The sequence below is a fragment of the Streptomyces sp. NPDC047315 genome, assembly GCF_040643215.1.
Lineage (GTDB): Bacteria > Actinomycetota > Actinomycetes > Streptomycetales > Streptomycetaceae > Streptomyces.
Map to the genome: position 1 here is coordinate 14,828 of NZ_JBEYTZ010000037.1, position 26,419 is coordinate 41,246.

A 26,419-nucleotide genomic window follows, 5' to 3' on the forward strand; every position below is an offset into this window, starting at 1 on the left:
GGTCAGAATCCGTTCTCGTACGCGGACACGTCGGTGGGGTTGGTGTAGGGCTGCCAGCCGTTGGAGACGGCGCGCAGCGGGGGGCGTTGCTGGCGCTCGGACGTCCACTTCGCGCTGCGGCGGATCCACTTCTGCCACTCGGCGGGCCAGTTGCTCCGGCGGCGGCCGGCGGCGCGGTGGTGGTCGACGAACTGCGCGGTCTCGTAGTCGACGTCGAGGGTGGGGCCGAAGGTGTCGAGGGCCCAGCGGCGCATGGCGTCGGTGAGGGCGAACCCGTCGTCGTCGATGGGGGCGTTCCGGGGGAGGTCCCGGGGGCCTGCACCTTGCTCCCCTACCTCAGCCACGGGGGTTGTTGGTGGTTCTACTGGTGGTTGATTGATGGTTAGGGCGGCGTTGAGTGCGTGACGTCCGGACGCAGAGTGCGTGACGTCACGCATTTCAAGTGCGTGACGGCCGGACGGAGAATCCGTGACATGCCCTCCTGTCACGCACTCTGCGTCCGTGACCGTCACGGATTCTGCGTCCGTGACAGGCTTCGATCGAGACCGCCGCTTCCGCTCCGCTGCCGCCTGCCGCTCCCCCTCCTCGGCCCGCTCCAGATCCGCCCAATCCGACTCCGGCCGCTTCAGGTGCAGAGCCAACTGCCACACCGTCCGGCCGGACGTCTCACCCGTCGGCTTGATCAACTTCCCGACCTCAAGACGGCGAAGCGCCCGCTGGACCGTCCGCCGGTCGTACCCGGTCCGGTACTGGAGCCGAAGCACCGACGGGTGAGCGCCGCCACCGGACTTGTGGGCGTGCTCGGCCAGCGCCTGGAGCACACCACGAGCCGTGGTGTCGGGCTTCCCTCGGTCAGTGAGCAGCATGGGAGCGTCGTCCATGGCCCACTTGACTGCCTCGGTGCTCAACGGTCCTTCTCTCGGTCGTGCGGGTGGTGCGGAGGGTGGTGTCACGTCCGGGGCGGGGCACGGGGCCGGCCGCCCCGGACGGAGCGCGAGGGGCGGGGTCAGGCGGCGGACGGCCGGATCGGGCCGAAGCCGGCGATGAGTTCAGCGAGGGTGTGTTCGTCGCCGTCCAGACCGGAGACCCGCATCAGCGGCTTGCCGTCGAGGTCCCACCCGGCGTACTCCCACGGGTCGCCGTCCCGGTCGACCCAGCGGACGTCGAGCCGGTACGTCTGCCCGTCGACGACGGCAGTGCGAGTGAGGCAGTCGACCCATCCGGCAGCGACACTCGCGTGGTCAACGCCGTGGAGGCTGACGGGCATCTGCATGCCGAGGAAGTCGCCGCCCTCCGAGGCGAGGAGCAGAGGCTTGGTGGGGCTGGTCTGCCAGGCGATGAGACGTTCTTCGGCGTGCTCCCACCGGGCGAGGTACGGGGTGGTGAAGGCGGTGACGGGGACTGGTCCCCGCTCGGCGGTGAGCTGCGTGCGAAGCATGTCCCGCCAGTCCGGGAATCGACTGTGGTTGCGGTCCGTGGTGGTGACGCGCAGATGTCCCGTGCTGCTGGTCAGGTCGAGGCTGGTCTGTCCGTCGTGGCCGGCGGTCGCCAGACTCACGGTGTCGGCCAGGGTGCTCTGGTGCTTCAGCCAGGCGAGGACGGAGGGCAGTTCCCCGCCGGGCAGCGGTGCCCGCCAGTCGTCGGCCGCCACGATCTGCGTACGGGCGGCGGCGAGGGTGTAGCGGTCGGTCGCGACGGCGTACAGCCAGCCGTCGTGGGCCTCCAGGCGGATCGCGGCGAGGACGGGCAGGGTGTCGTCGGTGCCCATGTGCGGGGCCACCTGTCGCAGGATTCGGCGCAGGTCGCGAACGGAGACGCTGGTCATCGGAGGTGTCCTGTCTGCTGGTAGGCGGCGGCCGTGTCGGCGGCTTGCTGGGCAAGGGCCTGCTCGGCGCAGACCTTGTCGGCGGGCTTGCCGCGGGAGTCGCGGAGCTGTGTCGGGCGCTGGCAGTAGCGGCAGGGCCGCGGGTCGCGGTGCCAGTGCGAGGAGTCCCGCCAGTCGAGGAGCAGCCCCGGGGCGGGCGCCGGCCGGCGGGCGGTCACGCCGCGTCCACGAGGCGGGTACCGGCGCGGCGTCGGGCCCGGATCCGGGCCACCGTGCGCGGGGTGCAGCGGACACGGACCGCGATCATGCGGGCGCTCTCACCCAGGTCCGTCAGCCGGAGGACGGCCGCCTCCCGCTCCCGGGCCGGCAGGTGGGCGGGCGGGTCGCCGGCGACCGCGCGGGCCACGGCGATGGTGTCGACCTCGCGAGGGCGGCGGCGGGTGGCCTTCCGTTCGCTACGGCAGGCGGCGCAGTACTGCTTCCCCTTGGGGCTGATCCGCAGGTGCTGGGGCCAGGGGTGGCCGTGCCGGCACGTCGGGTCGGTGCGGCGGGCGTAGTAGCCGGGGAGGCCGAGGAGGGTCCGCCGTGCGGCGGCCTTGTCCTTCCCGACGCCGAGCGCGGAGGCGATGGCTGCGTTGGTGTGGCCGGCGTGCAGCAGGGCGTCGATCTCCGCAGCCTGCGGGTGCGGGCGGTTCACGCCGCGCCGCCGGTGATCTGCGGGAGCGGCAGGTGCGCGAGGGCGCCCGTCCTCCACGCCTCGGCGATCGCGTCCCGGCCGCCGTCGACCGGCCGCACCGAGTGCCCCGCCGCGCGGGTCGCCCGGATCTCCACCCCAGGCACCGCCTCGACGACGCCGGTCTCCCGGTCGGCGACCTCGGCGGTACCGGCGGCGGTCATCTCGGCGAGGAGCGCGGTGGTGTACGCGGGCCGCACCTCGGTGACGAGCCGGGAGACGACGTTCGCCGGGGAGGTCTCGCGGACCCACTTGAGGTACAGCTCCGGGTCGGTGACGACCGCGGCCGGCTTCGGCGTGGAGCGGCTGATGGTGGCGACCTTCGTGCCGTTGGGCAGGAGGGCGTCGACGCGACTCGCGCCGCTGGTGGCTAGTGCCTCCTGCATGAGGGCGCGGACTTCCTTCTGCCGTTCGGTGATCGCGTCGCCCAGCGCCTTCAGTGCGGCGCTCTCCAGGGCGAGTTGCTGCATGTCCATGTGGTCTCCTGGGGTGGGGCCGCCCGCCTTGCCCGCGGGCGGCCCCGTCGTGCTGCGGGGTCAGGCGGCGGGGGTACGGAGCTGCTGGAGCAGGCCACGGATGGCGTCGGCCGAGACGTCGTCGAGCGGGGCGCCGAGGTGGGGGTAGGCGGCGGCGTCGATGTCGCTGATGCCGGCCTCGGCGGCGAAGGCCCTCAACTCGGCGACGGCTGCGGCGTGGTCGTCGCCGGGCTCCTCGACGACCACGGCGTCCGTCACGTCGTCGGTCGCGTCGTCCTCGGCGCCCGAGGCGGGGGCCGACGGGGCGGGCTCGGCGAGTTCCTTCCCCCGGGCGATCAGGTACGCGCCCAGCTCCAGCAGCTCACGGTCCACCTTCACCGTGGCGGCGAGGAGCCCTTCACCGTGCGCCTGCCGGTACATCTCCTTGACCACCGACTGGTCAGCGGTCGTGCCCGCGACGTCGGCGATGTCCTGCGCGGGCTGGGAGCGGCCCTTGATGGCGGTCGTCCGCTGTCCGTCGCCCGGGCCGGGCGTGGCCCACGGGTCCGCCTCGCCCTGCTGCACCGTGCGCAAGTGCCGCTCCGGCGCCGGGTTGTCCGCCTGCGCCATCTCCTCAGCCGTGTACACCCCAGCCAAGTCGTGTGGGAACGCCATGCGGAGCGCGAGCGCTTCGGCGCACTTCGCGGTCATCGTGGCGGGCATCTTCCCCCACAGGCCGATGACCTTGCCTTCCTTGCCGCGCTGTACGTACTCGGCGTACTTGGCCACGGCGGGGAACCGCTGGCCGTTGCGGACGACGACGACCTTCGCGGCGGCGGGCGCCTCGTCCTTGAGCCAGACGTCGTACCAGCGGCCAGCCGAGTCGCACCACAGCGTGTCCTCGTAGCCGAGGGTGTGTCCGGCCGCAGCGACGACGCGGTGGGCGATGACTCGGTAGCCGTCGATGCTGGTCTGCGGCGTGAACACCTTCCGCTTCTGCCGGTTGTCCCACCGGCCGATCAGGTAGATCTGCCGGGAGAAGGGGTCGAGCCCGGTTCGTTGAGTCAGGTGCAGGAACCCGGCCAGTTCGGCGTTGGTGACGTCGCTGTCGATGCCGGACTGTCGGAGGACGGCGCCCTGCTCGGGGGTCCATGCGGTCTGATCGGGGCGGATGGCGAGCGCGCCGCCCGTCTTGACGATGTCGGTCATCGGCTGCTCCGGAGGGTGTAGTGCCGCCCGTCGTGCGGGCCGTGGGTGTCGAGGTGCCCGAGGCGGGCGAGGAGTTCGAGGTCCCGCCGCGCGGTGCCCCGCTGCATGACCGGGCTACCGGTGCGCCGCCGCCAGGTCTGCACGCGGCCGGTGGACCATCGGCCACCCGTGACGGTGATGGCGGCGAGGAGTTGGGCGACGCGGGGTCGGAGGGGCGCGGGCCCGGCGGCCGGGACGGTGGTGGTCGCCCCGGCCAGCGCGGTGTTCGTCATGCGGACCTCCCGAAGAGGGACGGGGTGTGGTGGAGTTCGCCGAGCCAGTCGGCCAGGCGGGCCAGGTTCTTGGCCGGGCCGAATGCCAGGTAGGTCCCGTCGCAGCTGTCGCAGCCGAACCACTCAGCGGTGCGCAGCCGGACCAGCGAGTTCACGCGCCCCATGTGGACGCCCTTGCCGCGCTCGCGGGCCTCACGCGCCAGGCGCTCGGCGACCGGGCCGGTCTTCCACTCGGTGCTGCCTGCAATGAATAGGACGTCGAACGCGTCCCACGGCACGCCGAGCACGTCGCATCCGTCCTGCGCGGCGAACGCGGCCGGGACCCCCAGGGCCTGGATGCGGGGCAGCCACGGCACCGACTCGGTCAGGGTGCCCGCCGCGTCGAACGGCACGTCGGGGGCCACGGCCCACAAACAGCGGTCAGGCCCGTAGCGGGTAACGGTGCGCTCCAGCCACGCGAACCACGACCCGACGCCGGGCCAGCCCTTGCCGAACTTGCCGTTGTCGCAGGCGTAGAACGCGCCGTCGGGGATCCGGTTGCCCTGTGCCGGAGTCGTCATACAGCCGATCAACCCGGCGGACATAGCGGCCCGCACGTCAGGCCCCGAGGGAGTGCCCAGGTACAACACGACGCACCCCCCTCACCGAGAGCACCGCCACGGTCGGAAGGACGGTGGCCCACACGACCTTGCCGACGAGCTGCCCACCGACCACCGGCACCGAGACGGAGAACCCGGCCAGCCACAGGAACAGCAGGGTGTCCACCACCGCACCCACGGCACCGGACGCCAGCACAGCACCAGCCCAACCGCGGGATCGCAGCGGCGTGTAGACGGCCATGTCCGCTGCTTCGGCAACGAGGAACGCGGTTGCCGAGGCGACAGCCAGCGCGGGCGCGGTGACCGCGGTTAGCATCGTGCCGGCCGCGATCCCTGCCACGGCCCACACTCGACCGCACGTGTCCTGCACCCAGTCCCGGGCCAGGAACGCTGCCCCCGCGGCGAGAGTGCCCGCGGTCGCGGTGAGCCCGAACCCGATAGGGATGAGGCCGTAGCGGGAGGTCAGCCAGTTCGCGGTGCCGATCGTCGTGGCGTAGGCGGCGACAGCGGCGACGGTGCGCACGGCGCTCATCCGGCGTCACCGCCCTGCGCGGCGGCCGGCGGGTCGGTGATGTTGGTCCAGCCGTCGTACTGGTCCTCGTCGCGGAAGAAGCCGTGCCAGCTCGCCCCCGGGGCGCCGCTGCGGGCCCAGCCGATGGCGCGGCGGGAGCCGCGGTCCGGGTGCCGGGTCACGTGCTCGACGCGGAAGATGGTCGTCAGCTCCGGGGCCGTGTACCCGTCGCCGTCGGTGTAGGTGTGGCCGGTCCGGAAGAAGTCGGGGGCGCCGCCGGGCGCCGGCCGGCCCTCGTCGGCCATGGCACGCAGCCGGGCGGCGACCGCGCGGGCGCCTTCGGCAGCCTTCTGGCCCATGTCGTCGTACAGCCGGCTGGCCTCAGCGTCCGCCACCTCGGCGGCCTCCAGCAGCGCCTCGTCGCGCGCCTCGTCGCGGATCTCGGCCAGTCGCTGCTGGAACTCGGCGAGCGTCCACGGGGCGGTCCCCGTCTCGGCTCGTCCGTACTCGTCGATCAGGTCGTGGCGGGCGCTCATCGGGTGGTGCCTCCGGTCGTGGTCGTCGTGGTGGTGGGCGCGGGGTGGTCGGCAGCGTCGGGCCGACGGCCGATCAGGGCCCAGCGGATGCAGCCGTCAAGGTGGCCGCACGGTTCGCAGCAGGCGCCGCAGTCGCAGTCACGCACCGGGGCCTCCAGCGCAGCGGGGGCAGTGGGCGTAGGCGGCGGGGATCGGCCGGCCGCACGAGCAGCGGGCCAGCCGCTTCGGGGCGGTGGTGGTGTGCGGCTCGACCGCGTACCGGATCGCAATGCACCCGGCGCCCCAGATCAGAGCGGCAGCGGTGATGATCCAGATCACGACACGTCACCCGCCTCGGCCGGGTCGACGTGGGTCAGCGAGATGCCAGCCGAGTGCCCCTCGACCATCACGACCGCCGCGCCGTGCCCGAGCGTCCACGCGCGGCTGCGCGTCCGCGTCTTCAGCGGCACGTCGTCCCGCGTCCCGGGGTAGGCGCGAACGCAAATCCCCACCGGGTACCGCTCGTTCCAGTCCTCCGCTCTCAACCCGGCCGGCTTCGCCTTCAGCCCGGCGGTCCGGTCCGCCGCGTCGGCCCAGGGCTGCACGTCCTCCAGCAGCCGGTTCACACCAGCGACCTGCGCCGCCAGCGTCGCGCACTGCTCACGCAGGCGGAGGATGTCCTTCATTCGGAAGTCGGCGTGCGCTTGGAGCTCGTCTCGCTCGGCACGCAGCGCGTCCCGCTCGGCGAGCAGCAGCCGCACCACGGCCACCAACTCCGGCACATCCGCCCGCGAAGCGGCCACGAACGCGGCGTCCGCGCGGTCCTGCTCCAGGCTGCCCGTGCCGCGGCACGTATCGCCGATCCACAGCGAGAGCCCCGGCTCATACTCGGCGCCCTGGTAGATCTCCCAGGCGTCGGTGCACCACGGGCCAGCCGTGGCCGCCTGCTCGCGAGCCTCGATCTCGTCCAGGCGCTGCACCACGGTCGGCGCGGCCTCGACATCGGCCGGCTCGGCGTGCCCGAGCGGCACCGGCAACGCACCCGCGACGACGGCGCGCGCCCGCTCGACGTCCCGGGCGCTCACGACGCCACCGCCGTCGCGATCTCATGCAGCACCGTCTGCTCCGACGGCGCGACCACCGACACGAACACCGGCACCACCGGCACCACCGGCGAGTCCGACCACGTGACCGTCCGCAGCGTCCACACCGTCTGCCCCGACGGCAGCCCCGTCCGCGACACGCTGCCGCCCTGCACGAACAGCCAGTCGGCCAGCACGTCCATGTCCGTCGCGGTCACCAGCACGCTGGACTCCGTCGCCGTCACCGCGATGTGCGTGGACACCGGCAGCCCGCGGACGGCGCACGTCGTCTCGTACGACGTCTCGTTCCGCTCACGCAACTGAGCAGCGGTGAGCTGCCCGCGGGAGGTGCGGCGCCAGGCAGCAGGCAAGCTCGTCGGCGTCGTCATGCCGCACCGCCCAACACGCCCTGGACCGGGAAGTCCTTCGCGTAGTACCGGACCCACGTCTCCTCGAACACCGGCCGGTGCCGCTCGCACCACGCGTACGTCTCCCGCACGCTCCCGTTCGGAAGATCCGTCTGCCGCTTCCCCGGCTTCTCCCCGTGCTCCGCCTCCCACAGCGACGCCGCACGCCGACCGAACCACGACTGCACCGACTCCACGTCGCGGCGCCGCAGCCCCTTCCCCTTCAGGAAGTCCGGCACGTACAACGGCACGTCCAGCGGGTCGATCTCCGGCTCCTCACCGAGCGCCTTCGCCGCCACCAGCCGAGCCTTCGACTCCAGCCACGACGCGTCGACGATCCCGTTGGCGACCTTCAGCACCCGCATCCGAGCCTCAGCGAGCGCCAGCCGCTCAACCGCCTCGGACCGCTGCACCTCGGTCGCCGACTCTTCGACCTCCAGCAGGTACGTCCGCACCCGCCGAGCGATGTCGGACTCCGTCAGGAGCTGACCGACGTTGAGCACCGCGCGGCGGGAGAACAGGGAGATGGACCGGGCCTTGGGGTTTGCGCCCGTCAGGTTGACGGCCGCAAAAGCGCTGTACTCCTCGCCCCGCAGGACCTGAAGTCCGTTCTCGAACAGTTCGGCGCGGTGTCGTCGGACGACGCTCTCGACGGCGTCGGCGGCGACCTCGTAGTACGCGGCCACGGTGGGGATGTCGGCGTGGATCCCGTCCGGGAGCAGCGTCAGCGCCTTCACCTTGTCGAGCACATCGACACGGCCGGCGGTCTGAGCCCGCATCGTGCGGGACTCCGTGAGTACCAGCTCATTCGGCTGGTCGGGCAAGATAGGAGACATGCGTCTCCTCCTGTCTTGATCGGGTAGCGATCGGATAGGGATGGGTGATGCGCAGGGGTCGCGCGGACCGGACAGGGTCCGCGGCGGCCCCGCTTTCGTGAGCTACGCGCCGACGCTGAGCGGCTCGACGTGCTCGTGCTCGGAGCTGGCGGGGTCGTGGGTGGCCATCCAGGCGCGGACCTGTGTCAGGTCGAAGCGGCGCTGGCGGCCGGCGAAGGGTTCCACGGGCAGGCCCTGCTTGATCCACTTGAGGATCTGCCAGTCCGAGACGCCGTAGTACGTCTCGATTTCGCGCTGGCTCAGCAGGGGGAGGAGCCCAGCCGGGAGGGCGTCGAGGTGGCGCTCACTCTTCTTCGGCATCGACTCTTGACCTTTCGACAGTCAAAGTTGAACGTGAGGGCATGGCGAACAGACGGTGCAGGCGGGCGTCCAGCCCTTCGGCGATCAGCCACGCCGTGCGCAGCTCGCACTGCGGGTGCGCGGTGCGCCCCGTGCCTGCGATCCGTCCGATGGCTGCCGGGCTGACTCCGCGCCCCTCCGGGTCGACCTCTCGGGTCAGCTCGGACAGTCGACCGAGGCTCAGCCCCTGGCGCTCCATCTCGGTGCGGATCGGCTGGCCTTCGCTCTTGCGGAACAACTTCGGCATGGGGACCTCGTGCAAGGTGGGGCGGATGCGGCCTCATCTTCGAAGCTGCTTGTGACTTTTTACAGTCAATAGTCAACGAGTGTCAACGGGTTCTGCCGAGATGCTTCGGGTCTGAGGGGTGTCGCGGTGGCGCTCGTCGAACTGACGTTCTAATCTGAATGGGCCTGCTGTGCCAACGGCGCGTCGCGGGGAGGCTGCGCGCTGCTACAGAACCGGCCGAGCTTCTACTTTTGCTTGCAAAAAGTAGAAGCTGAGGGCACCCTTACGCGTGTGCAAACCGACGCGGATCCCGGCGAGACCTTCCCGCAGATCCTCGCGCGACTGAAGGACGCATACGGCGACGTCAGCGACAGCGAGATCGCGCGCCGGATCAACATGTCTCCAGCAGCTGTCAGCCTCTGGGCCCAGGGGAAGAGAACGCCACGGCTATCCGCGATTCGCGCGATCCATGCCGCCTTCCCGGCCATCCCTGAGGCGGAACTCCTCGCCGCTGTCGGTCGCAAGGCGCCTGGCCCCCTCTCTCCGGACGCGACGGAACGACTGCTCGCGCTCTTCAGCGAGCTGACGGAAGAGCAGCAGGAGATCAAGGAGATCGAACTGCGCGCGATCGTCGAGGCGAACCGCAAGAAGTAGCTGGGAAGCACAACCATCAGGCGCCTTCACGAGTCTTACTCATCCGGACTTCCTTACTCCCCGTAAGAACTGCGCCACTTGGCGCACGCAGAGTGGTCGCAAATCTGTGCCACGAGGAGTACCGTCGATCCCTCAGCCTGCGCCCTCCCCCGCAGCTGGCATCTAAACGCCTGCGTAACGGGGGGTCCGTATGTGCATCCGCGTCCACACCGCCTCACTCGCCTCGCTCAAGCAGCCGTGGGACCCGGTCCACCAAGTGATCACAATCCCCACCGGCTTCCCTCCCGAAGCAGAGGCCACCGCCCTTCGCGCCGTTCTCACCGAACTCGGCATCACACAGGGCGCGTCCAGTGCAGTCTGCTGGTGCGGGGACCTCATCGACCTGCCCCGCACCAACCTCCAGCGAAGGAGTAAGCAGGTGAACCATGGCTGACCTTCAGCAGGTGCCCAGCAAAATGTGCGGCTGCCCGGACTGCCTCATCGACTTCCCGCCCGAGCAGCACGGGCACCGACCGCCCCAGACCGACGGATGCCGCGGCCCCTGGCGACTCGTCTTCCGTACGGCCGACCGCCGGTGGCGTTCGAAAACCTTCCCGACGCTCAGCGGCGCCCACCAGTTCCGCGCCCAGCTCGCGGACGGAGGGCGTCATGCCGCGTAGGGCACTCAACAACCCCCGCCAGATCAGATCCAAGACTTGCGGCTGCGCGCCGTGCATCGAGACGTACCCGCCCGAGAAGTACGGAGACCGGAAGCGGCACCGCGACTGCGCCGGCGCCTGGCAGGCTCGATACCGGGACCCGACCGGCAGCCAGAAGTCCAAGAACTTCAAGATCAAAGACGGAGGGAAGACCGCCGCGGAAGCCTTCCTCGACAAGGTCCGCACCGACGTCCGCGAGCGACGCTACCGAGACCCCAAGCGCGGTGAGATCCGCCTGTCGAAGTGGTGGGAGTCCTTCTGGGCTGTCGAGTCGAAGAAGGGCAAGCTCGGCACCAGGAACCGCAAGCTCGGCATCTGGAGCAAGTACATCGAGCCCCAGTGGGGCGGCTACCGGCTGATCGACCTGGAGTACATGGCCCTTCAGCGATGGCTCAGCAACATCCCCGGGTTCGACAGCCAGAAGAAGACGAAGGAACTGCTGATCGGGCTCCTCGACGCGGCTATCAAGGACGGCGAGCGGGTCAGCGTCAACCCCGCCGCCGGCCTCGACGTCACCGCGGCCCGGGTGAAGAAGCACCCGACCGACCTGAAGCCGCCCACCGCCGCCCAGTACGACCTCATCCACGCCGCGCTCCCCCCGTACTACCAGGTCATCCTGCGCGACTTCGCCCACGAGACCGGCATGCGCCCGGGGGAGTACGCAGGGCTGCGCGACCACTGCATCGACGACGACGAGCACGTGGCCTACATCAAGGAGATCCTCGTCTCCGACGGCGGCCGGCTCGTTCGGCAGGCGGCGCCGAAGACGGACGCTGGCTTTCGCACGGTGCCCCTCACCGATCGAGCCTGGACTGCGGTCGAGTTCATGAGGGAGAGGTGGAAGCCGGCGCGCACCCGATCCGCGATCGGCGACGGGTACGACCTCCACGTGGAGGAGTTGTTGATGCGGGGCCCGCGCGGTGCTGCGCTCAACATCAACAACCTGCGACGGCCGTGGAGGCGAGCGACCATACAGGCCGGCGTCGCACGGTCCGTACTCAACCCCGAGACGGGCCGCACCGACTGGTGGCCCGACGTCTACCACTACCGCGACAGGGTCACCAGCGCACTGCACCACGCCGGCGTACCGGAGTCCGACGCGCAGGCCATGTTGGGCCACGACAGGGCAGGCAAGGTGACCTGGGTCTACACCCACGAGAGCGAGGGCGCCCGGGAGCGGGTGCGCGCCGCGCTCGGTGGCGAACGTGGACTCCGGGCGGTGTCCTAGCGTGCACACCCCAGAATCCACGAGGAGTCCACAATGGATCCACAACCCCGACTCGGCAAGGCTCGGGGAGTCTCGGAAGGGGTGCGCCGTGGCTTACGGGACACCCACGAGTACCACTCGGCGGATCTCGGAAACTCTCGCAACCCCTCTGACCTGCGGAAAGTAGCTCTTACAAAGCAGATGTCGGCGGTTCGAAACCGTCCGCGCCCACCAGCACGAAGGCCCCGGACCGATCAAGGTCCGGGGCCTTTGCCAGTTGGCTCCGTAGGTCGGGGCGTCGGTCACTGGTGGGGCACAGGGGGCGTGCCCGTTCGGTGTCGGCAGGTGAGTGCGACGGTGACGTGGAGGGCCGTGCTGCCGGGGGAGTGGCGCAGGGCGAGGCGGGCGGGCTGCGGGGCGACGCGGTCGGCGTGCCAGCGGCCGGGCTTGGGTGGGGTCTCGGGGGACCAGGTCCAGCCCTCGGCGGTCAAGCGGCTCTGTAGATCGGCAGCCAGACGGTCGGCCTCCGCGGCCTCTACGGGGGCGACGGTCCACAGGTGTTCGGGCGTGCACGGGGCACTGTGGCCGGCGACCCGGCAGGCGGGGCAGATCGTCAGGCGCATGCGGTCCAGTTCCGGACTCATCCCGAGCTGCGGCTGGTGAGCCTTGATGAGGTCCCAGAGGCGGGACGAGACCGTGACCAGGCCACGGCGTGCTTCGTCGTCCAGTTCGGCCGCTGCGGCTTCGAGTGCGCGCTGCTCGCGTGCAGCGCGCAGTTCGTCGTCCGTCGCCCACTCGACCGTCTTGATGATCTCGCCGAACATCCGCGCGTACGCGTCCCAGTCCTCGACGCTGACCGTGCTCAACTCCAGCATCTGGACGCTGAGGTCGTCGGGGAGCGGGATGTGCGCCTGCACGAACCGGCGGGGCACCTCATGGGGCATGGAGTCCGGTGACACTTCGGGCGGGATCGTCATGGGGGTCTGCCCGGTGCGCAGGGCGACGGGACCGTAGGACATCTCGACGACCCTTATGTCGTCCTGCGGTGCGTGGTGCGACAGTTGGCCCGCGATGGTTTCGGCGGAGGCGCGCAGGTCGCCCGCGTCACGCTCCACCCGCTGGGCCACGAGGGTGGCCATCGAGGGGCGGCCGTCGAAATCGACGAAGCACATTCCGGCGTACTGCGCACCGGCATCGATCAGTTCCACGGTGTGGCCGAGGAAGACCATGGCCGCGTTGAACTGCTCCTCGTTGCTGCGTTCGGCGAAGAGTTCGGCCGCCAACTCCGCGATGTTGTCGCCGAGTTCATCCGGGTCGGCCGCCTGTACGGGGAGGTGGTGGAAGAACTCGGGCACCTCCCACCCGACGTGGAGCGGGCTGTCGGCGAAGAAGACCTCGTCGACCGTGGCTCCGCCCGCGGGTTCGTCGATCATGACCCTGTTCCTTCGGCGGGAGGACTGGTGAGGACGTCAGGGATCTTCGCGGTGTGAGGCAGGGTCTCCGGAAAGATATCCATGAACTTTTGAGGGGTGCAGTAGTCACCCTGCACGGTTGGCGTGTGCCATGAACCATCAATGAAGCCGAACTGAATCCGATGCTTCTTTCGATGCGGTCTACGCGTCCACGCAATATTCCTCAGGGGTGTGCGGAAGGTGATCTCTGCGTGCTTCTTGTTGAGAGAAACTGCGACCACGAGAAGTTCCTGGTCCGTCACCACGATCCGATTACTGAAAATGCAGCGAGCACGCCCCTGGAGTCCTGTCAGTATCTGCCCTGCCAGACTGCTCCAGTCGCCGAAGTGGGCGTGCTCATGTCGAGAGTCGGAGAGGTATTCGGCTCGAATCTCCGCACTCATCGGCAGCTTTGCGGTTGTCAGCCAGTTGGGTCCGCCAGTTGAAAAGTATACGATCACGGCCCATGCGTCCCCGAGCCAGAAGAACGGATTGACGCGATCGACCATAATTCGCGGCCGTTTGTAGAATGACAATTGGAGTTCGGAACTAACTTCGCTGGCTCCGGATTCTGTCGTGAAAATTCCTCGCACCTGCTGCCCTGGACAAATCTTCGCCAGGGTCACCTGGAGTGGATCCGGTTTGCTTTCCATGGAACTTGTCACCCGCCAACCATCTTGTAAATGAAGAGTCCGCTCTTGATCGTGGACTGTGAGCCGATTTGGAACCTGCGCAGAGCCTCACTCTTCTTGGCGAGTGTCACGCCGAACTTCCCAGCGATCGGGACGGCTGCCTTGTCGACGAGCCCCTGTACGAAGCCTGCTCGCGTCCCGTCGTTGATCGCGTGGCCACCCTTCCTGAGGGCAGTACCCACATTCTCAATATTTTTGGCCATCTTCGCCGAGTTTCCTCTGGTGGCGAATCGGGCCCCGGCCAATACCAGGTTTCCCCCAGCTTTCCCGGCACTTCCGATCGCTCCGACGCCGGGCAGCAACCCCAACGCGTCGCCGCCCAGGTCGAGCCACGAAGACCCGTTGCCCCGTCGCATCCCCACGTAGTGTCCGACCATCGCGCCGGCCGAGCAGAGGACTGCTCCTGTTCCCAGTACTGCGCCGGCCACCTGGCCGACCACGGGGATTGCCTGGACGGCTACCGCGGCCAGTGCGAGGCCGCTGGAGATCTTTGACAGCGTGTCTGCGTGCTCCACCAACCAGTCGGTGAAGTTGTGCATTGCGCTCTTGAGGCCGTCGGTGATCCGTTCCCACAGGCCGATGGACTCGGGTGCGAGGTCGGTGGCCTTGCGGACGGCGTGGGCGGCGCGGGCGGCGGCTTCTTTCCACTGTTGGTGGAGTTCTTCGCCTTGGCGGATCAGGGCGTCGAGCCTTTCCTTGGCGGCTTGTGCCTCGGAGTTGGCTGCTTTTGCGCGGTCGCCGTGCTTCCGGTCGACTTCGGGGTCGCCGCTGAGAGTCATGGCGTTGGCCGTGGCGGTGTTTGCGGCGTGGGAGAGGTGTTCCAGTTCGCGGCGGGCCGTGAGTGCTCGTGACTCCAGGGGGTTGGCTTGTCGCTGTAGGGACTCCAGGGTGTCGTGCCAGGAGAGCAGGGCGCGGCCTGCGGTGCTCATGGAATCGTTGCCCTGCTGGAGGTACTTGGGCAGTTGGCCGAGCTTCTTGCGGAAGGCGTCGGCGCCTTCGCCTTGCCAGAAGCCCTGGTCCTTGCCGACGCTGGTGACGAGCTCGTGCAGTTCGTCGAATTCTCGGCCGACGGCTCGGAGGTCGGTTGCGAGTTTGTTGATCGCGCCGACTTCGCCGCGCGCAGGGTTGAAGCCGAGACCGGGCCAAGAGGAGTCGTCCTCGATGAATATGCCACGCCAGGACATGACGGATACCCCTACTTGCCGCTGTTGCCGGTGTTTACAGAGCTGACGGTCTGGACGCGGTTGCGTACGTCGACATCGGTGCCGGCGTACACCTGCATCGCGTTGTCGAAATTGCCGCTGATGGCATTTGCGGCCTCTTTGAGGCGTTCGAGGCCGTCGTCCCAACGGTCCTGGAAGTCGTCGCAGGCGTCATCGAGATCCCTGGTGCCCAAGGTGTTACGGCCGGCCTTTTCCAGGCGCTTGCGCAAGGAGTTGATGCGGCGCTCGAACTCGGTGAGCTTGCGTGAGATGTGCTGGGCTTTTTGCAGATTGACGCGCAGAAGGTCCCCGTTTGTTGACAAGATCTACGCCTTCCCCGTGGGTCGTTGATGGATCACGCAATGCTAGCGTTCCTGACGGGGCGTCCTGTGATGGGCAATCAGGTTCTGCCCAGAGTCTTCACAGGAGGCTGCACGGGGGTATTAGATGGCCGGTTTTGTGCGCAAGGACGCGACCGAAATGATGAGTTGGGGCGGTCCGCCGGCGCGCTCCAGGGGTACCCGAGATCAGATCGGCGACGGGACATATAGCGTGCTGCCGCTACACCACGGCCGGAGACCGGCCGCCGGGAGTCGAACCCGGCCTTCTCGAACCCAAATCGAAGTACCCGTCGACTGCGCACCGGGACCCCTGAAGCGTGTGCCTCCCGAGATCGAGTCGGTATGCGGTGGTTACGGTCATTTGAGAGATGAAGTAGCCGCATCCGGCGCACCGGGAGGTCGTGATGTGGCCAGGTTAGGCGTTAGCCCTGGGGGCGTGTCCAACGAATAACAACGGAGCATCGGGAGATGCCCAGGAGCCCTCGGTGGTCTCCTTCTCGTGCGCCGCGAGAAGAGCGTGATGGGTGCCGTGGCGATAGCGTCGCCAGCGACGAACGTCGACGAACGTCGGTCGACGAACGCCGAGGTGCTTCGGGAACGCAGAGGAGGGGGCGAAATGCGCAGGGGTGAGGGCGGGACGTGGGACCCGGACGCTCCGGGAGTGTTGCGGTTGCCGTCGGGGCGGTTGGTCAGGGGGCGCGGGCTGCGGCGTGGGCCGGTCGAGGGGCCGGAGCCGGGGTTCGGGGTGTATTTGCTGGGGGAGGAGCCGCCCGTCGTTCCTTGGGAGAGCCACTGGGTGCCGTGGCCCGACTTCCGGCTGCCCCGCGACCGGGCCAGGGCGCGGGAGGTCCTGGGCGTGGCGCTGGGGCGGGCCGGGCGGGAGCGGGTCGAGGTCGCGTGCTCGGGCGGGCGGGGGCGTACCGGGACCGCGTTGGCGTGCATGGCGGTGCTCGACGGGGTCGAGCCGAAGGAGGCCGTCGCGTACGTGCGCCGGCACTACGACCGGCGGGCGGTCGAGACGCCCTGGCAGAAGCGGTACGTACGACGCTTCCGGGCTGACTGACGCCGGTGCGCTGAAGCGTTCGCGCAGGTCAGCGGCGCGCGCTGCCGGCTGGCCGCCGGCTGTCAGTGGGCGGGGGCACACTGGGAGCATGTGTCGCAGCATCAAGACCCTCCGTCCGCCCATGCTCCCCGACGAGGCCACCGAGGAGGACATCCGAGCCGCAGCGCTTCAGTACGTCCGCAAAGTGTCCGGCTTCCGGGCGCCCGCCGCGCACAACCGGGAGGTGTTCGACCGGGCCGTGGACGAGATAGCCGCGTCGACAGCTCGGCTCCTCGACGAGCTCGAAGTGAAGGGCGCGGCGAAGGCCACCGTGACCGCCGGGTCGTCAGCGGGCTCGTGAGTGAGCGGAGTCGTCAATCCGTGACGGGCGTCGTCGTAACGCCTGACGCCTGATGCCCGGGGGCTCGGGCCCTCAGGCCGTTTCCGTCGCCGGCTGGGGCGCCGGACGGCGACGCATCACGTACGCCGCCACCGCGCCCGCCGCGAAGAGCGCGCCCACCGACACCGCCGCGCCGACCCAGCTCGCGCCCAGCCACTGGCCGCCGAAGTAGCCGAGGCCCACGCTGTAGCCGGCCCAGGCCACGCCCGCCAGGGCCGACCAGGGGAGGAACTCGCGGGCCCGGCGCTGTGCCGCGCCCGCGCCCAGGGAGACGACGGACCGGCCCGCCGGGGCGAAGCGGGCGATCACCACGAGCGCGCCGCCGCCCCTGGCGAGGGTCGCGCCCAGTCGGGCCTGGGCCTTGGTGAGCCTGCGGGAGCGGGCGATGGCCCGGTCGAAGCGGTCGCCGCCGCGCCGGGCCAGTCGGTACGCCACGAGGTCGCCCAGCACGGACGCCGTGGCCGCGCACAGGATCAGGATGAGGAGGGAGGGCACCTCGCCGGGCACCCGTCCGGCTACCGAGGTGGCCGTCGTCGTGCCCGCCGCGGCTGCGGTGGCCGCGGTGATCACCAGGACACCGCTCGGCAGCACTGGGAGGAAGACGTCCAGCAGCACGGAGAGCGCCACGACCGCATAGATCCAAGGGCTGCTGGCCAGCCACCCCAGACTCTCCAGCACCTTGAACTCTCCCCGTTGCCCCGTGTGACGAACAATGCCGCTGTGGTGGAAATGGTCAGGATCCGACATCCGACGGACTTCATCGATCCGACGTGCGGTGTTCGCGGCACTGACAGCTGTACAGCGTACGCGTGACATTTGCCGTGAGATCACCCGGGGGCCGCCGATGTTGCGATCATCACCTCTTGTCCGGTACGCGGCGCGTCGCCTCGTTCGCCCCCGCGGACGTGTCTCCGTGGCCCGGAAACCCCCTGGTCCCTTCCACCCCCATGGTCGCGCCGACGTTACCCGGGGTCCGGGGGTACGGGGAACGCCCGGACCCTCCAAAGAGGGTCCGGGCGCTCGGTGGCGTCTCGACAGGTACTAGGTGTGTGGGGCACCTATCACGTGGTGTTCACCGCTCGTCAGGCGGTGGCCGTCGCCCGCGCCCGGCCCTTCTCCGCGGCGGGGTCGCCGTCCCTGCGGGTGTCGCCGGCGCCGCGGGTGAAGACCTTGTCGAGCGCGAGGGCGCCGGGGCCGGTGAAGACCAGCAGCAGGAAGGCCCAGCAGAACATCGCGGACGCCTCCCCGCTGTTCTCCATGGGGAACAGGCCCTCGGGCTGGTGGACCTTGAAGTACGCGTACGCCATCGAGCCGGACGATACGAACGCGGCGCTGCGCGTCCACAGGCCCAGCATCACCAGGGTGCCGCCGACCAGTTGGATGACGGCCGCGTACCAGCCCGGCCAGGTGCCGGCGTCGACAGTCGCGTTGTCCGGGACGCCGAGGAGGCCGAAGAGGGAGGCGGCGCCGTGGCAGGCGAAGAGCAGTCCGACGACGATCCGGAAGGCGCTGATCGCGTACGGCTGGTACCGGTTCAGCGAGGAGGTCAACGAAGAGTTGGCCATGGGGGGACTCCTGCAAGTGGGGGGAATTCTGTCGTGGCTGAGCTGCCGTTCGTGCTGGAGGTGCTGACTGCGCTGGGTGTGCTGACTGTGCTGGTTGTGCTGGTTGTGCGGACAGGGCTTGCTCAGCCGGCCGTGCAGTTCGTGCTGGTGGTGCTCTTTCAGCCGTTCCCACGCTAGGGAGGCGCGACCAGTGCTTGCAAGTTCAACAATCGATGTTGCTCTGATTCTCATACGACTTTCATCTGTGGTGCGCTGACGGAGGGAAGCCGGTGCGGGACGGCTCAGCCGGTGGGCGTCGGGCGCCGACCCGCCGTCAGGTCCCGTTCGTCCGCCGTCACCAGGACCGCCTCCGCCGCCCCCGCGACGCGCGCCTGGTCCAGTCGCAGCCGTGCCCCGCGCCCGCGCAGCGTCAGCGTCATCAGGTGGTTGCCGAACCACGGCCCGCCCGTGCGTTCCCAGTGCACCGGCGGCCGGCCCGTCCGCCCGTGCCGCGCCAACAGGTGGCCGAGCCGCCGCCCCGTACGGCTCCACCCGAAGCGGAACCCCCAACGGATGGAGCGCGGAATGGAGTTGTGCACGGGGGAGCAGGTCAGTTGGAAGACCCGGGAGTCCGGCTCGCCGGCGCCCCGCCAGTCCGGCTCGGCGACGTACGCGTGGTGCACGTCGCCGGAGAGCACGCACACCGTGGCCGGCGCGCCGTCGCCCGTACCGACGTCCGCGATCAGTTCGGTGAGTTCGGCGAAGGAGTCGGGGAAGGCGGCCCAGTGCTCCAGGTCGGCCCGTCGGCGCACGTCTTCTCCGAACCGGGCCCAGCGCGGGCCGCGCACGCCCCGCGCCAGCGCAGCGTTCCAGCTCTCCGCGTCGTGCACCAGCGGCGGCAGCAGCCAGGGCAGGGAGGTGCCGATGAGGAGGTGGTCGTACGCACCGGGCTCGGCCGTGGCCTGTTCGCGCAGCCAGCGGGCCTCCGCCGGGTCCAGCATCGCGCGGTGCTCCTCGGTCAGGACGCGCGCGGCCCGGGTGTCCACCATCAGCAGCCGGGTGCGGCCGAAGTCGCGGCGGTAGCTCCAACGGGCGCTGGCCGGGTCGGCGTCGGCGCGCTCAGCGAACTCCCGCAGCAGCGCGGTGCCGCGGTCGGAGTCGTGCGCGGTCCGCACCGCCGTGAAGAGTTCGTCGGCCGCCAGCTCGGCGGGGGAGAGGTTGCCCAGGTGTTGGTAGACCCAGTACGACATCAGACCGCTGAGGATGCGCTCCCGCCACCACGGCTTCGCCCGCATCTCGGCCAGCCACGAAGCGCTGGTGTTCCAGTCGTCGACGACGTCGTGGTCGTCGAAGACCATCAGGCTGGGAACGGTGGAGAGCAGCCAGCGCACGTCGGGGGCGAGCCACGATTCGTCGTAGAGGCGGGTGTACTCCTCGTAGTCGGCCACCTCGGGGCCCGGCTCCACGGCCAGGTCGCGACGGTTCGCCAGCCACGCCCGGGTCGCCGCGGAGGTCTCGTCCGCGTACACCTGGTCGCCGAGGAGGAGCAGTACGTCCGGACGGTCGGCAGCGGGGTCGGCGGCGAGCTCCGCCGCGAGGGTGGCCAGGGCGTCCGGGCCGATCGGGTCGTGCTCGTCCTGCGGCGCGGCGGCCCAGCGGCAGGAGCCGAAGGAGACCGTGACGCCGTCCGCGCCGACCGTATCGACGGTGCCAACGGTGCCGTCCGCGGATGCGGGGCCGGCGGGCGCGGTGATGGTGGAGGCGGGGCGGCGCGAGTCGGGCAGCGGCCAGACGCGGGCGCCGTCCAGCAGGACCTCGTACGCCGTGGTCGTGCCGGGCGTGAGGCCGGTGAGCGTCACCAGCGCGTAGTGGTGGCCCTCGACGCGGAACGTGGCCGCCGAGCCGCCCGCGCCGTCCGCGCACCGCACCTCGGCCGTGCACGGCCGGTCGGTCTCCACCCAGACGGTGGCGGTGGTGCCCGTCTCCCAGTCGACGTGCCGCAGCAGCGGCCCCAGGCGCAGCCCGGCTCGGGTCCCGGTCATCGTGCCGTCCTCCTCCTTCGCCCCCGTACGGTACGGAACGCCGGAGGAGGGGTGGCCGGTTCCGGGGCCGATCGGCGGCGCGTCCACCCCCGATCGGCCGCCACGCGGGCTGCGGCCGTCAGCAGCCGTTCAGCACGGAGGTGAGGGCGTTCTTCTCCGCGGTGTCCACGGTCAGCTGGTAGTGGTGCTTGACCTGCACCCACATGCGCGCGTACGTGCAGCGGTACGCGCTGCGCGGCGGCAGCCACTCCGCCGGGTCGAGGTCGGACTTCGCCTGGTTGACGTTGTCCGTGACCGCGATCAGCTGCGGACGGGTCAGGTCGTTGGCGAACGACTGGCGCTTCGCGGTGGTCCAGGAGTTGGCGCCGGAGCGCCAGGCTTCGGCGAGCGCGACGACGTGGTCGATGTCGACGTCCGAAGCGGCGGACCAGGTCGCCCCGTCGTACTCCGAGTACCAGGTGCCGGAGACGGCGGCGCAGGAGGAGTCCTGGACGACGTTGCGGCCGTCACGCTTGAGGACGACCTCACGGGTGTTGCAGGCGCCGGACTGGGTGCTCCAGTGCGGGAACAGCTCACGGCTGTAGCCGGCCGACGAGCCTTCGGCGCGCTCGGTGAGCTGGCCGAGGTAGGTGCGGGCGGTGGCGGCGCTGATGGGGGTGGGCGGGGCGGCCTGGGCGGCGGGGGCGGTGGCCAGCAGGCCGGTGACGGCGAGGGCGGAGGCCGCGGCGAGGACCGTGACGCGACGCCCGGTGCCGCCGCGGCCGGCGGGCGCAGCGGGGCGGATCGATTCTTCAGAGGCTATGGAGCCGGCCGGGCTCATGGGCTCGCCCTGGTTCACGGAGTGACGGGTGGTGGCATGACGCGCGTAGAAGGCGGACATGTGCGGAGCTCCTTCGCTACGGGATGGCAGGGCCGTCGGGGCACGGCCATGCTGGGCGCGCCACGTGGTGTTGAGGTGAGCGCCAAGTAACAGCCTGGCGACATGAACACGTCATTTCAAGGGGTGACGGTGTGCGCCGGCTCCCAAGGGGCGGGCCGAGGAAGCGCACTGACGGACCGACAGGGGCCGCCTCCGGCCGGTGCGTCGACGGCTGGCGCGTCGGACTGGCGTCATCGTCGGGGTACCGGGGTGCGGAGGCCGTACGGCCGTAGGGTTGGCGGGTGCTGCTGACCGTCAACGTCACCTTCGGCGCGGTGCTCGCCGTCCTCCTCGCCGTGGCCGCCGCGGTCGCGGCCGTCGCGCACCTGGGCCGCTCCCGGGAGATCGTCGTCGCCGGCGTGCGCGCCGCGGCCCAGCTCGCCGCGGTCTCGCTGGTCATCGGCTGGGTGGTGCGTTCGCTGCCGCTGCTCTTCTGCTTCGTGCTGCTGATGTACGCCGTCGCCGTGCGCACCGCGGGCCGCCGCGTCACCCCCAACGGCACCTGGTGGTGGGCGGCGGTGCCGATCGCGATCGGCGTCTTTCCCGTCCTCGCGGCGCTGCTGCTCACCGGGCTCGTGCCGCTCAAGGGCATCGCCCTCGTGCCCGTCGCCGGCATCCTCATCGGCGGCGCCCTCACCGCGACCGTGCTCGCCGGGCGGCGTGCGCTCGACGAGCTGAAGCAGCGGCACGGCGAGGTCGAGGCGGGGCTGGCGCTGGGGCTGCTGGAGCGCGACGCCCGGCTGGAGGTGGCCCGGGCGCCCGCGGCGGACGCGCTGCTGCCCGGGCTCGACCAGACCCGGACCGTGGGCCTGGTCACCCTGCCCGGCGCGTTCGTCGGCATGCTGCTGGGCGGGGCGTCGCCGCTGCTCGCGGGGGCGGTGCAGCTGTTCGTGCTGGTGGCGCTGATGGCGGTGCAGGCCGTTGCGGTCGCGGTGGTGCTGGAGCTGGTGGCTCGGGGGCGGCTGCACCGGGCGTAACGCCTGCGCCGCCAACCTGCGGGGGCGGCTGCACCGGGCGTGACGCCCTGCGCACCCACGGTGCGGACGGGCCCCGGGCGCGGTGCGGATCTGTCGGTCCGGAGCGGGCCTGTGTACCCTGGTCGGAGCAGAAGGGGAGTAGCTCTTCGCCGGACCGTCGACATACTGCTGGGCCTCGTGCCCGGCCGGCGCCCGGAGGCGGACTTTTCAGGTCGGCCAGCGAGACCTTCGGCCGCAGTGTTCCATTGACGCTGCCGTGCCGAAGCGACCCCTTTTCACGGGAACGCCGGTCCGAATGGGCCGGGGACCGCGGTCTCTCGGTACGGACAGCCCGACCGATTGAGGAAACCACCCGTGATCAGCTTCACCGTCATGGCGATCACCTTCGGCGTCGTCTTCCTGGCCGAACTCCCCGACAAGACCGCGCTCGCCGGGCTGATGCTCGGGACGCGCTACCGCGCCAGTTACGTCTTCGCCGGCGTCGCCGCCGCCTTCGCCGTCCACGTGGCGCTCGCGATCGCCGCTGGCAGCGTGCTGACCCTGCTGCCGCACCGGTTGGTGCAGGGCGTGGTGGGCGCGCTGTTCCTGGCGGGCGCGCTGGTGCTGCTGCTGCGGAAGTCCGACGACGGCGAGGAGAACATCAAGGCGCCCGAGGACCAGTCCTTCTGGAAGGTCTCCGGCGCGGGCTTCATGCTGATCCTGGTGGCCGAGTTCGGCGACCTGACGCAGATCATGACGGCGAACCTCGCCGCGCGGTACGACAACCCGCTGTCGGTCGGCCTCGGGGCGGTCCTCGCGCTGTGGGCGGTCGCCGGCCTCGGCATTCTGGGCGGCCGGACCCTGATGAAGTACGTGCCGCTGAAGCTGATCACCAAGATCGCGGCGGGGCTGATGCTGGTGCTCGCCGGGTTCAGCTTCTACGAGGCGGTCACGGGCTGACGTCCGCAGGTGCCCCCCCGTACGGGCTGACGCCCGCAGGCGCCCCCCCCGTACGGGCCGACGTCCGTACGTACGCCAACCGGGCCCGGTCGAGTGACGGTCGGGCCCGGTCCGTCGCTCGACCGGGCCCGAGTGCGTACGAGTGGTGTGTACGAGAGGGACGTCAGCCGGCGCGCGTCAGCAGGATCCGCCCCTGCCGGTCCGCCGTGACCTCAAGCTGGGTGAGGTCGTCCACGTGCAGGTCGGGCGCGTAGGCCGCGGCGCGCGGACCTATCCCGACGACGCGCGAGCCCGCCGCCCGCGCCGCGGCGATCCCCGCCTCCGAGTCCTCGAAGGCCACGCACTCCGCGGGCGAGAAGCCCAGCTCCGCCGCGCCCTTGAGGAAGCCCTCCGGGTCGGGCTTGCTCGCCCCGACCGACTCCGCGGTGACGCGCACGGCCGGCAGCGGCAGCCCGGCCGCGCCCATCCGCGCCTCGGCGAGCGCCGCGTCCGCGGAGGTGACCAGCGCGTGCGGCAGCTCCGCGATGCCGGCGAGGAACGCGGGCGCGCCGGGCACCGGCACCACGCCGTCCAGATCGGCGGTCTCCTGCGCGAGCATGTCGGCGTTCTCGGCGATGTTCTGCTCCATGGGCCGGTCCGGCAGCAGCTCCGCCATCGTCGCGTGCCCCTGGCGCCCGTGCACCACCTTCAGGGTCTCCTCCGGGTCGAGCCCCTGGGCGACGGCCCATCTCCGCCAGACGCGTTCCACGACCGCGTCGGAATTCACGAGGGTGCCGTCCATGTCGAGGAGGAGGGCGCGGGCGGTGAGCGTGCTGGCCTGCATGGCGTACTCCTGGAGCAGGTGAGGGTGAGACGGCGCGAAGCGCACAAGAGTGGCTCCGCCCACCGGTCAGGGAGACGGGCGGAGCCACTTTTGTTTAATGAGCATACAAAGCGGGTGCAGTGAACGCCAGCCCACTTCCTCGACGTCTCCGCAGGCCGTACCGGGACAAACGCCCCAGGATAGAAGCATTCCGGACGTAGCCGGATGCGAGGAGACCGGTATGGCCCAGGGAGAAGAGGCTGGCAGCGCCCAGGACGACGGGGCGCGGGCGGACGGGGGACCGAAGGGGGGAGCCTCCAGGGGCGGAACCCCGGGCGCGACCCTGGCCCCGGCGCACGCCGAGCCCGGTGAGGGCCAGGACCGGCGGGCCGTGCTCGCCGCCATCGGCGCGTTGCTGCTCGGCATGCTCCTCGCGGCGCTCGACCAGACCATCGTCTCCACCGCGCTGCCCACCATCGTCAGCGAACTGGGCGGCCTGGAGCACCTGTCGTGGGTGGTGACCGCGTACCTCCTCGCCTCCACCGCCGCGACCCCCCTGTGGGGCAAGCTCGGCGACCAGTACGGCCGCAAGAAGCTCTTCCAGACCGCCATCGTCATCTTCCTGATCGGCTCCGCGCTGTGTGGCATCGCCCAGAACATGGCGCAGCTCATCGGCTTCCGCGCGCTCCAGGGCCTAGGCGGCGGCGGGCTGATGGTGCTGTCCATGGCGATCGTGGGCGACATCGTCTCCCCGCGCGAGCGCGGCCGATACCAAGGGCTCTTCGGCGGCGTCTTCGGCGCGAGCAGCGTGCTCGGGCCGCTCCTCGGCGGCTTCTTCACCGAGCACCTGACCTGGCGCTGGGTCTTCTACATCAACCTGCCCATCGGCGTCGTCGCGCTCCTGGTGATCGCCGCGGTCCTGCACATCCCGGCCCGCTCCACCCGGCACACCATCGACTACCTCGGCACCTTCCTCATCGCCTCGGTCGCCACCTGCCTCGTGCTGGTCGCCTCCCTCGGCGGCACCACCTGGCCCTGGGGCTCGGCCCAGATCATCGGCCTCGCCGTGCTCGGCGGCGTCCTGCTCGTCTTCTTCGTCCTCGTCGAACGCCGGGCAGCCGAGCCCGTGCTGCCGCCGCACCTCTTCCGGCTCCGCACCTTCACGCTCGTCTCCCTGATCAGCTTCATCATCGGCTTCGCGATGTTCGGCGCGATGACCTTCCTGCCGACGTTCCTCCAGGTCGTACGGGGCATCTCACCGACCCTTTCGGGCGTGTACATGCTGCCGATGGTGCTCGGGCTGCTGATCGCCTCCACCGCGTCCGGGCAACTCGTCAGCCGCACCGGCCGCTGGAAGGTCTTCCCCATCCTCGGCACCGGGATCACCGCGATCGGGCTGGTGCTGCTCCACCGCCTCACCGAGAACAGCTCCACCTGGCAGATGAGCGCCAGCTTCTTCGTCTTCGGCTTCGGCCTCGGCCTGGTCATGCAGGTGCTCGTCCTGGTCGTGCAGAACTCCGTCCGGTACGAGGACCTGGGCGTGGCCACCTCCGGCGCCACGTTCTTCCGCTCCATCGGAGCGTCCTTCGGCGTCGCCGTCTTCGGCACGATCTTCGCGAACGGCCTCAAGGACCGCCTCGCCAGCGCGCTCGCCGGGCGCCCCGTGCCACCGGGCGCCGACGCCGGCGCCCTCGCCGCCGACCCGCAGGCGATCGCCAAACTCCCGCCGGCGCTGCGCGGGTCGGTCGTGCACGCCTTCGCCTCCGCCATCACCGACGTCTTCCTGTACGCCGTGCCCGTCGTGCTCCTCGCCTTCGCCGTGTCCTGGTTCCTCAAGGAGGACCGCCTCCGCGGCTCGGTCACCGCGCCCGACACCAGCCAGACCCTGGCGTCCAACCCGGTGGAGCGCTCCTCCCGCGAGGAGGCGGCGCGCGCGCTCTCCGTGCTCGGCTCGCGCGAGGGCCGGCGCCAGATCTACGAGAAGATCACCGCGCGGGCGGGGTACGACCTGCTCCCGGCGTCGAGTTGGCTCCTGCTGCGGATCCGCCGGCACGGCACGGTGGAGCCGGCCCTGCTCGCCGACACCACCCCCGTACCGCTCCGGGCGATCACGGACGCGGCCCGCCAGGTCGAGGAACGCGGCCTGGCCAGCCGAGAGGGGCTGCAACTCGTCCTCACGGAGACCGGATTGACGACGGCGGTACACCTCGCGAAGGCGCGCGAGGAATCACTGGCCGAGCTCCTGGGCGACTGGTGGGGCCCCGACCGCCCCACCGACCTCGTGCAGTTGGTGGAGGAGCTGAACGCGGAGCTGTGCGGCTCCGACCAGGAACGCCCCAACGGCCACGGCCGCGCCCGCGGCGACCACGCGCCGCCGGGCAGGGGCGACTGAACCGCGGCGCGGCAGCCTCCCAGTGCCGCACCGCCCGGCCGACCGATG

Annotated in this window: 34 protein-coding genes and 1 pseudogene; 9 read left to right on the forward strand and 26 right to left on the reverse strand. The window is 70.5% G+C overall.

Annotation, left to right across the window (positions count from 1 at the left end; all coding sequences use genetic code 11):
* Nucleotides 1-2 precede the first annotated feature (2 nt).
* From ABZ842_RS32240 to ABZ842_RS32320, 17 genes and pseudogenes are all read right to left on the reverse strand, one after another.
* Nucleotides 3-344: a hypothetical protein gene (locus ABZ842_RS32240; RefSeq protein WP_361545115.1), complete on the reverse strand. Its 342-nt coding sequence runs from the start codon at nt 342-344 to the stop codon at nt 3-5.
* A gap of 363 nt (nt 345-707) precedes the next feature.
* Nucleotides 708-881, reverse strand: a pseudogene (locus ABZ842_RS32245) (helix-turn-helix domain-containing protein); the annotation flags it as partial.
* A 125-nt stretch (nt 882-1,006) separates the two neighbouring features.
* On the reverse strand, nt 1,007-1,825 hold the full coding sequence (locus ABZ842_RS32250; RefSeq protein WP_361544892.1) for a phiSA1p31-related protein: 819 nt from the start codon (nt 1,823-1,825) through the stop codon (nt 1,007-1,009).
* Entirely contained in the window at nt 1,822-2,043 is a 222-nt protein-coding gene (locus ABZ842_RS32255) for a hypothetical protein (protein WP_361544895.1), read from the reverse strand. Before ABZ842_RS32255 ends, ABZ842_RS32250 begins: the two co-directional genes overlap by 4 nt.
* Complete coding sequence (locus ABZ842_RS32260; RefSeq protein WP_361544898.1) at nt 2,040-2,522, reverse strand: hypothetical protein; 483 nt, start codon at nt 2,520-2,522, stop codon at nt 2,040-2,042. The genes ABZ842_RS32255 and ABZ842_RS32260 overlap by 4 nt, the downstream gene beginning before the upstream one ends.
* A complete protein-coding gene (locus tag ABZ842_RS32265; protein WP_361544901.1) occupies nt 2,519-3,034 on the reverse strand; it encodes a hypothetical protein in 516 nt (171 codons plus the stop codon). Before ABZ842_RS32265 ends, ABZ842_RS32260 begins: the two co-directional genes overlap by 4 nt.
* Before the next feature lie 60 nt (nt 3,035-3,094).
* Nucleotides 3,095-4,222 carry a phage recombination protein Bet gene (bet, locus tag ABZ842_RS32270; protein WP_361544904.1) on the reverse strand — a complete coding sequence of 376 codons (1,128 nt, stop codon included), beginning with the start codon at nt 4,220-4,222 and terminating at the stop codon, nt 3,095-3,097.
* Complete coding sequence (locus ABZ842_RS32275; protein ID WP_361544907.1) at nt 4,219-4,494, reverse strand: hypothetical protein; 276 nt, start codon at nt 4,492-4,494, stop codon at nt 4,219-4,221. Before ABZ842_RS32275 ends, bet begins: the two co-directional genes overlap by 4 nt.
* Nucleotides 4,491-5,054, reverse strand: a complete 564-nt coding sequence (locus ABZ842_RS32280) for a hypothetical protein (protein WP_361544910.1) — start codon at nt 5,052-5,054, stop codon at nt 4,491-4,493. Before ABZ842_RS32280 ends, ABZ842_RS32275 begins: the two co-directional genes overlap by 4 nt.
* Before the next feature lie 37 nt (nt 5,055-5,091).
* Complete coding sequence (locus tag ABZ842_RS32285; RefSeq protein ID WP_361544913.1) at nt 5,092-5,625, reverse strand: VUT family protein; 534 nt, start codon at nt 5,623-5,625, stop codon at nt 5,092-5,094.
* The gene (locus ABZ842_RS32290; RefSeq protein WP_361544916.1) at nt 5,622-6,140 is read right to left on the reverse strand and encodes a hypothetical protein; all 519 of its coding nucleotides are present in this window, start codon (nt 6,138-6,140) and stop codon (nt 5,622-5,624) included. Before ABZ842_RS32290 ends, ABZ842_RS32285 begins: the two co-directional genes overlap by 4 nt.
* 138 nt (nt 6,141-6,278) lie before the next feature.
* On the reverse strand, nt 6,279-6,458 hold the full coding sequence (locus tag ABZ842_RS32295) for a hypothetical protein (RefSeq protein WP_361544919.1): 180 nt from the start codon (nt 6,456-6,458) through the stop codon (nt 6,279-6,281).
* Nucleotides 6,455-7,204 carry a hypothetical protein gene (locus ABZ842_RS32300; protein ID WP_361544922.1) on the reverse strand — a complete coding sequence of 250 codons (750 nt, stop codon included), beginning with the start codon at nt 7,202-7,204 and terminating at the stop codon, nt 6,455-6,457. Before ABZ842_RS32300 ends, ABZ842_RS32295 begins: the two co-directional genes overlap by 4 nt.
* Complete coding sequence (locus ABZ842_RS32305; protein WP_361544925.1) at nt 7,201-7,590, reverse strand: hypothetical protein; 390 nt, start codon at nt 7,588-7,590, stop codon at nt 7,201-7,203. Before ABZ842_RS32305 ends, ABZ842_RS32300 begins: the two co-directional genes overlap by 4 nt.
* Entirely contained in the window at nt 7,587-8,444 is an 858-nt protein-coding gene (locus ABZ842_RS32310) for a hypothetical protein (RefSeq protein ID WP_361544928.1), read from the reverse strand. The genes ABZ842_RS32305 and ABZ842_RS32310 overlap by 4 nt, the downstream gene beginning before the upstream one ends.
* A 102-nt stretch (nt 8,445-8,546) precedes the next feature.
* Complete coding sequence (locus tag ABZ842_RS32315; protein WP_361544931.1) at nt 8,547-8,804, reverse strand: hypothetical protein; 258 nt, start codon at nt 8,802-8,804, stop codon at nt 8,547-8,549.
* A complete protein-coding gene (locus ABZ842_RS32320) occupies nt 8,788-9,090 on the reverse strand; it encodes an XRE family transcriptional regulator (RefSeq protein WP_361544934.1) in 303 nt (100 codons plus the stop codon). The genes ABZ842_RS32315 and ABZ842_RS32320 overlap by 17 nt, the downstream gene beginning before the upstream one ends.
* A 270-nt stretch (nt 9,091-9,360) precedes the next feature.
* Between ABZ842_RS32320 and ABZ842_RS32325 the strand changes: the two genes are divergently transcribed.
* The 3 genes from ABZ842_RS32325 to ABZ842_RS32335 all read left to right on the forward strand — a co-directional run bounded on the left by ABZ842_RS32325 (nt 9,361) and on the right by ABZ842_RS32335 (nt 11,649).
* Nucleotides 9,361-9,723, forward strand: coding sequence for a helix-turn-helix transcriptional regulator (locus tag ABZ842_RS32325; protein WP_361544938.1), 363 nt, complete (start codon nt 9,361-9,363; stop codon nt 9,721-9,723).
* Nucleotides 9,724-10,148: 425 nt separating this feature from the next.
* The gene (locus ABZ842_RS32330) at nt 10,149-10,382 is read left to right on the forward strand and encodes a hypothetical protein (protein WP_361544941.1); all 234 of its coding nucleotides are present in this window, start codon (nt 10,149-10,151) and stop codon (nt 10,380-10,382) included.
* Complete coding sequence (locus ABZ842_RS32335; RefSeq protein ID WP_361544944.1) at nt 10,372-11,649, forward strand: site-specific integrase; 1,278 nt, start codon at nt 10,372-10,374, stop codon at nt 11,647-11,649. Before ABZ842_RS32330 ends, ABZ842_RS32335 begins: the two co-directional genes overlap by 11 nt.
* 281 nt (nt 11,650-11,930) lie before the next feature.
* On the opposite strand, the gene ABZ842_RS32340 is transcribed toward ABZ842_RS32335, so the two are convergent.
* The 4 genes from ABZ842_RS32340 to ABZ842_RS32355 are packed head-to-tail and all read right to left on the reverse strand — an operon-like array spanning nt 11,931 to nt 15,296.
* Nucleotides 11,931-13,061 (reverse strand): hypothetical protein, encoded by a 1,131-nt coding sequence (locus ABZ842_RS32340; protein ID WP_361544947.1) that lies wholly within the window; start codon nt 13,059-13,061, stop codon nt 11,931-11,933.
* Nucleotides 13,058-13,744, reverse strand: coding sequence for a hypothetical protein (locus tag ABZ842_RS32345; protein ID WP_361544950.1), 687 nt, complete (start codon nt 13,742-13,744; stop codon nt 13,058-13,060). Before ABZ842_RS32345 ends, ABZ842_RS32340 begins: the two co-directional genes overlap by 4 nt.
* Nucleotides 13,741-14,955: a putative T7SS-secreted protein gene (locus ABZ842_RS32350; RefSeq protein WP_361544953.1), complete on the reverse strand. Its 1,215-nt coding sequence runs from the start codon at nt 14,953-14,955 to the stop codon at nt 13,741-13,743. Before ABZ842_RS32350 ends, ABZ842_RS32345 begins: the two co-directional genes overlap by 4 nt.
* Nucleotides 14,956-14,966: 11 nt before the next feature.
* Nucleotides 14,967-15,296 (reverse strand): hypothetical protein, encoded by a 330-nt coding sequence (locus ABZ842_RS32355; protein ID WP_361544956.1) that lies wholly within the window; start codon nt 15,294-15,296, stop codon nt 14,967-14,969.
* A 634-nt stretch (nt 15,297-15,930) separates the two neighbouring features.
* Here ABZ842_RS32355 and ABZ842_RS32360 point away from each other — a divergent pair.
* Nucleotides 15,931-16,377: a protein-tyrosine phosphatase family protein gene (locus tag ABZ842_RS32360; RefSeq protein ID WP_361544959.1), complete on the forward strand. Its 447-nt coding sequence runs from the start codon at nt 15,931-15,933 to the stop codon at nt 16,375-16,377.
* Nucleotides 16,378-16,465: 88 nt separating this feature from the next.
* Complete coding sequence (locus ABZ842_RS32365) at nt 16,466-16,717, forward strand: DUF2277 domain-containing protein (RefSeq protein WP_361544961.1); 252 nt, start codon at nt 16,466-16,468, stop codon at nt 16,715-16,717.
* A gap of 72 nt (nt 16,718-16,789) precedes the next feature.
* Here ABZ842_RS32365 and ABZ842_RS32370 read toward each other — a convergent pair whose 3' ends face one another.
* Together ABZ842_RS32370 and ABZ842_RS32375 are read right to left on the reverse strand one after the other, a co-directional pair.
* Nucleotides 16,790-17,434, reverse strand: coding sequence for a VTT domain-containing protein (locus ABZ842_RS32370; protein ID WP_361544964.1), 645 nt, complete (start codon nt 17,432-17,434; stop codon nt 16,790-16,792).
* A 404-nt stretch (nt 17,435-17,838) separates the two neighbouring features.
* Complete coding sequence (locus tag ABZ842_RS32375; protein WP_361544967.1) at nt 17,839-18,321, reverse strand: DoxX family protein; 483 nt, start codon at nt 18,319-18,321, stop codon at nt 17,839-17,841.
* A gap of 33 nt (nt 18,322-18,354) precedes the next feature.
* Between ABZ842_RS32375 and ABZ842_RS32380 the strand changes: the two genes are divergently transcribed.
* Nucleotides 18,355-18,498 carry a hypothetical protein gene (locus ABZ842_RS32380; RefSeq protein WP_361544970.1) on the forward strand — a complete coding sequence of 48 codons (144 nt, stop codon included), beginning with the start codon at nt 18,355-18,357 and terminating at the stop codon, nt 18,496-18,498.
* A 104-nt stretch (nt 18,499-18,602) separates the two neighbouring features.
* Here ABZ842_RS32380 and ABZ842_RS32385 read toward each other — a convergent pair whose 3' ends face one another.
* Both ABZ842_RS32385 and ABZ842_RS32390 read right to left on the reverse strand, forming a co-directional pair.
* Entirely contained in the window at nt 18,603-20,342 is a 1,740-nt protein-coding gene (locus tag ABZ842_RS32385) for an alkaline phosphatase D family protein (protein WP_361544973.1), read from the reverse strand.
* Between the two features lie 118 nt (nt 20,343-20,460).
* Nucleotides 20,461-21,222, reverse strand: a complete 762-nt coding sequence (locus ABZ842_RS32390; protein ID WP_361544975.1) for an HNH endonuclease family protein — start codon at nt 21,220-21,222, stop codon at nt 20,461-20,463.
* A gap of 281 nt (nt 21,223-21,503) precedes the next feature.
* On the opposite strand from ABZ842_RS32390, the gene ABZ842_RS32395 reads away from it, so the two are divergent.
* Entirely contained in the window at nt 21,504-22,238 is a 735-nt protein-coding gene (locus ABZ842_RS32395) for an ABC transporter permease (RefSeq protein WP_361544978.1), read from the forward strand.
* 354 nt (nt 22,239-22,592) lie between these two features.
* On the forward strand, nt 22,593-23,177 hold the full coding sequence (locus ABZ842_RS32400; RefSeq protein ID WP_361544981.1) for a TMEM165/GDT1 family protein: 585 nt from the start codon (nt 22,593-22,595) through the stop codon (nt 23,175-23,177).
* 163 nt (nt 23,178-23,340) lie between these two features.
* Here ABZ842_RS32400 and ABZ842_RS32405 read toward each other — a convergent pair whose 3' ends face one another.
* On the reverse strand, nt 23,341-24,000 hold the full coding sequence (locus tag ABZ842_RS32405; protein ID WP_361544984.1) for an HAD-IA family hydrolase: 660 nt from the start codon (nt 23,998-24,000) through the stop codon (nt 23,341-23,343).
* Between the two features lie 220 nt (nt 24,001-24,220).
* On the opposite strand from ABZ842_RS32405, the gene ABZ842_RS32410 reads away from it, so the two are divergent.
* Nucleotides 24,221-26,371 carry an MFS transporter gene (locus ABZ842_RS32410; RefSeq protein WP_361544987.1) on the forward strand — a complete coding sequence of 717 codons (2,151 nt, stop codon included), beginning with the start codon at nt 24,221-24,223 and terminating at the stop codon, nt 26,369-26,371.
* The last annotated feature ends 48 nt before the right edge of the window (nt 26,372-26,419 follow it).